The 4,702-nt window shown below is 75.5% G+C and carries 4 protein-coding genes; all 4 read left to right on the forward strand.

Annotation, left to right across the window (positions count from 1 at the left end):
• A partial coding sequence (locus tag ACWEPL_RS64945; RefSeq protein WP_452442998.1) for a hypothetical protein occupies nt 1-314 on the forward strand: 314 nt, incomplete at its 5' end.
• A gap of 8 nt (nt 315-322) precedes the next feature.
• The gene (locus ACWEPL_RS64950) at nt 323-487 is read left to right on the forward strand and encodes an MbtH family protein (protein ID WP_350735841.1); all 165 of its coding nucleotides are present in this window, start codon (nt 323-325) and stop codon (nt 485-487) included.
• 15 nt (nt 488-502) lie between these two features.
• On the forward strand, nt 503-2,374 hold the full coding sequence (locus ACWEPL_RS64955; protein WP_452443000.1) for a non-ribosomal peptide synthetase: 1,872 nt from the start codon (nt 503-505) through the stop codon (nt 2,372-2,374).
• Nucleotides 2,371-4,702: non-ribosomal peptide synthetase (locus ACWEPL_RS64960; RefSeq protein ID WP_452443002.1), on the forward strand; the 2,332-nt coding region annotated here is incomplete at its 3' end. The genes ACWEPL_RS64955 and ACWEPL_RS64960, both read left to right, overlap by 4 nt.

The raw sequence follows: 4,702 nt of genomic DNA on the forward strand, positions 1-4,702 counted from the left end.
ACGCCCGCTACGACCCGGCCGCCCAGCGGGCGCTGATCGAGGAGACCGGGCCGCCGCCCACCGCCTACTTCAACGACGTACGGGTCACCGGGGGCTGGCCCAACCTGCCGCCGAACCCGCCCGCGACCCCCGGCCGGATCTTCCCGGTGGGGGCCTGGCCGGAGGTGGACGCCGAGGTGTTCTGCACCGCCGGGCCCGCCACCCACACCTGCCGGCTGGACCTGCTCGCCGACACCGCCCTCCTGCCCCGGGAGGCGATCGAGGCGACGCTGCGCGAGGTCGAGACGCTACTGGTCAGCGAGGAGAACACGTGAGTGCCGAGATGCGCGTGGTCGTCAACCACGAGGAGCAGTACTCCGTCTGGGCCGCGGATCGCGAACTGCCGCCCGGCTGGTCCGACGCGGGGTTCGCGGGCACCCAGGAGGAGTGCCTGGGCCACATCGAGACCGTCTGGACGGACATGCGCCCGCTCAGCCTGCGAAACTGAAAGGCGATACCGACGTTGAGTGACGACACGACGCCGCCCCCGCGCAGTGCCGCGAACGGGACGGCGGGCACGATATGGCGGTGGCTGGACAAGGCGCCCGACGCGGTGGCCGTGACCGGCTCCGACGGCCAGGTGACCTACCGGGAGCTGCACCGGCGCGTCGAGGACCTGGCCGCCGTGCTGCGCGGGCACGGCGTCGGCCCCGAGACGCCCGTGGGGCTGTGCATGGAGCGGACCACCGGGATGCTCGTGGCGATGCTCGCCGTGTGGACAGCGGGCGGTGCGTACGTGCCGCTGGATCCGGCCTTCCCCGCCGGACGGCTGCGCATGATGCGCCAGGACGCCGGCATCGGCCTGGTGCTGACCCAGGCGGGCGTCGATCCCGCACTGCTGGACGGCGTTCCCGCCGTCGTCACGCTCTCGCCCGGGGGCAGGCCGCTGACCGGCGCTCCCGCCCCGTCCGGCGGGGTCGCGGCCGACGGGGACCGGCTGGCGTACCTGATGTTCACCTCGGGCTCCACCGGCCGCCCGAAGGGGGTGGCGGTGCCGCACCGGACCGTGGCGAACCTGCTGGAGTCGTTCGCCGAGCTGCTGCCGATCGGGCCGGAGGACCGGTGGCTGGCCGTCACCACGCTGTCGTTCGACATCTCGGTCCTGGAGCTGCTGCTGCCCCTGTTCACGGGCGGCCGGGTGGTGATCGCGGCCACCGGGGAGGTCTCCGACGGGTGGGCGTTGCGCGAACGGGCCGTCGCCGAGGGGGTCACGATCATGCAGGCGACGCCGGCGGGCTGGCGGATCCTGCTGGAGTCCGGCGGGGTCCCCGCGACGATCAGGACCCGGTTGTGCGGCGGCGAGGCGCTGCCCCGCGATCTCGCGGACGCGCTGCTGGCCGACGGCGCCGAGCTGTGGAACGTGTACGGCCCCACCGAGACCACCGTGTGGTCCACGGCCGGCCGGGTGCGGCCGGGACCCGAGGCCGTGGATCTCGGCTCGCCCATCGGGCGGACCTCGCTCCACCTGCTGGACGGGAACGGGACGCCGGTCGCTGACGGGGAGGCCGGCGAGCTGCACATCGGCGGCGCGGGGGTCGCCCGGGGATACCACGGGCTGCCCGGCCAGACGGCCGCGCGTTTCCTGCCCGACCCGTACGCCGGCGTCCCCGGCGCCCGCATGTACGCCACCGGCGACCTGGCCAGGATCACGCCCGACGGCCGGCTGGAGTACCTCGGCCGCGCCGACCAGCAGGTGAAGGTCCACGGATTCCGCATCGAACTGGGCGAGATCGAGGCCGCCCTACGAGCGGCCGCCGAGGTCAGGGACGCCGCGGCCGCCGTCCGCGACGGGCGGCTGGTGGCCTACCTGGTCCCGCGGGAGCAGGCCGTGGACTGGGCCGCGCTGCGCGAACGACTGCGCGCCTCGCTCCCCGACTACATGATCCCGATCCGGCACACGACCCTGACGTCCCTGCCGCTCACCCCCAACGGCAAGCTCGACCGCGCCGCCCTGCCCACTCCGTCCTGGACGCGCCCCGGCACCGCCGCCTTCCGCGCCCCGGCCGCCGGGGTCGAGTCCGACCTCGCCGAGATCTGGGCGGGGGTGCTCGGCGCCACCGAGCCCATCGGCGCCGACGACGACTTCTTCGAGCTCGGCGGCCACTCCCTGGCCGCCACGCAGATCATCGCCAGGGTCCAGGCCAGGTACGGCCTCGAGGTGCCGATCGTCGTGCTGTTCGAGCGTCCGACGATCGCCGGGTTCGCCGCCCGGCTCGACGACCTGGACGACGCCGAGCTCAGCCTGGCCGACGTCGCCGCGCTGCGCGACCAGCTCGACGGCCTGAGCGCCGAGGAGCTCCAGGGGCTGTTCGACGACCTGGCGGCCGGGTCATGAGGGCGCCGCTGTCGCCCGCGCAGGAACGGCTCTGGATGCTCCAGCGGCTGGAGCCCGGCGACGCCTCGTACACGATGTACCTGGTACGACGCCTGCGCGGCCCCCTCGACCGCGACGCGTTCACCGGTGCCGTCGGCGCGCTCGTGGCCAGGCACGAGAGCCTGCGCACCGCCTTCGCCGAGGAGGACGGCACGCCCTGGGCGGTGGCCGGGCCGGTCGGGTGGTCGCCGCCGATCGAGTGGCTGACGGCGGCGGGGGAGCAGGTGGACGCGCTGGTCGCCGAGCGCACCAACGCCGCCTTCGACCTGGCCGCGGGCGTCCCGCTGCGGGTCGCCGTCATCGAGGTCGCCCCGGACGATCACGTGCTGTGCCTGACGCTGCACCACATCCTGGCCGACGGGCACTCCCTGGAGATCATGCTCGATGACCTGGGCGAGCACTACGCCGCCGCCGTCGAGGGCCGCCCCGCCCGCCTGCCCGACGTGCGCATCCAGTCCAGCGACTACGCCCGCTGGCAGCGGCGCAGGGCGGACAAGGCCATGCCGTACTGGACCGAGGCGCTGGCCGCGCCGCCGGTCACCGAGCTGCCCTTCGCCCGTCCGGGAGCGCGCGCGGCCGTCCGGGAGGGCGGCCATCACTGGGTACGGCTGGGCGCGCGGCACCTCGCGGAGGTGGAGCGGCTGGCCGTGGCCCACCGGGCGACCCCGTTCATGGTGCTCATGGCGGCCTACCAGGCGCTGCTGTTCCGGCACAGCGGGCAGCACGACCTGGTGGTCGGCACCGTGGTCGCCGGGCGGGACCGGGTCGAGCTGGAGCGGATGGTCGGCTACCTCACCCAGACCCTGCCGCTGCGCGGCGACCTGGCGGGCGACCCGACGTTCGCCGAGCTGCTCGGGCGGGTCAAAGCGGTGGTGCTGGACGCGATGGGCCGGCCCGCGCCGCTGCTGGAGCGGCTGGCGCGCGGCGTCGAGACGCTGCTGCCGACCGTGTTCATCATGCAGGACTACGCCGCCGGGCAGGACCGGGCGTACGGCGGGGTCCGGGTGTCGGACTTCGAGGGACGCCACGAGCAGATCGTGGTGGACCTGCTGGTGGAGGTCTGGCCGGCGGGTGAGGAGCTGGCGATCTGCTTCGGCTACGACGGCGCGGTGTTCGAGGCCGGCGAGGTGGCGACGATCGCCGAGCGCTACCTGAGGCTGCTGGCCGGGGCCGTGGCCAGGCCGGACACGCCGATCTCGCGGCTGCCCGCGTGGACCGAGCGGGACGAGAAGGCGATGGCCGAGCTGGCCGACGGTCCCGCCGAGCCGGTCGCGGACGGGGTGCTGGAGCTGGTGGCGGACGTGGTGCGCCGGACGCCGGAGGCCGTGGCCGTGCGCTGCGGCGATCAGGTGGTCTCGTACGCGGCCCTCTGGGACCGGGCCGGCGCGCTCGCCGGCACCCTGCGGGAGAGCGGCGTCCGGGAGGGCGACGTGGTGGCCGTGCGGCTGGCCCCGTCCGCCGAGGTGATCGCGGCGCTGCTGGGGGTGTGGCGGGCGGGCGCCGCGTACCTGCCGCTGGACCCCGCCGACCCGCCCGCCCGGCACGCCGACGCCATGGCCGCCGCGGGCGCCGCCTGGCTGCTCGGCGAGGACCGGGTGCGCGCCGTGGCCGACGGGAGCGCGGCCAGGGAGCCGGTGAAGGGAATCGGCTACGTGATGACCACCTCGGGGTCCGCCGGGCTGCCCAAGGCGGTGCTCGTCGAGCATCGTTCGGTGGCGGCCAGGGTCGGGTGGATGCGGCGGGAGTACGGCCTGGGGCCCGGGGATCACGTGGTGCAGTTCGCGTCGCTGAGCTTCGACACCCACGTCGAGGAGATCTTCCCGGCGCTCGCGTCCGGGGCGACGGTGATGCCGCTGCCGGACGGCCCCGCGAGCCTGCCCGACCTGCTGGCCGGGCCGGACGGGCACCGGATCACCGTGCTGGACCTGCCGACCGCGTACTGGCACCGGCTCGTCGAGTCACCCTCGGAGGTGGCCTGGCCGCCCGGGCTGCGGCTGGTGATCCTCGGCGGCGAGCAGGCCGACGGGGCGGCCATCACCCGGTGGCATCGTGAGGGGCCCGGGGCCCGGCTGGTCAACACGTACGGGCCGACCGAGGCCACGGTCATCGCCACGTGGGCCGAGCTGGCCGAGCTGGACGGGACCGACCCCGGCGGGCGCCCGCCGATCGGCCGGCCGCTGTCGGCCACGTCCGTGCGGGTGCTGGACGCCCGTGGGGAGCCGGTGCCGCCGGGCGCGGCGGGCGAGCTGGCGATGGGCGGCGCCGGGGTGGCCCGCGGAGATGCCGGGC

The sequence above is a fragment of the Nonomuraea sp. NPDC004186 genome (assembly GCF_053603495.1).

Coding starts and splice junctions, on each gene's coding strand:
- ACWEPL_RS64950 (WP_350735841.1), top strand. CDS start 323: ATGCGCGTGGTCGTCAACCACGAGGAGCAGTACTCCGTCTGGGCCGCG.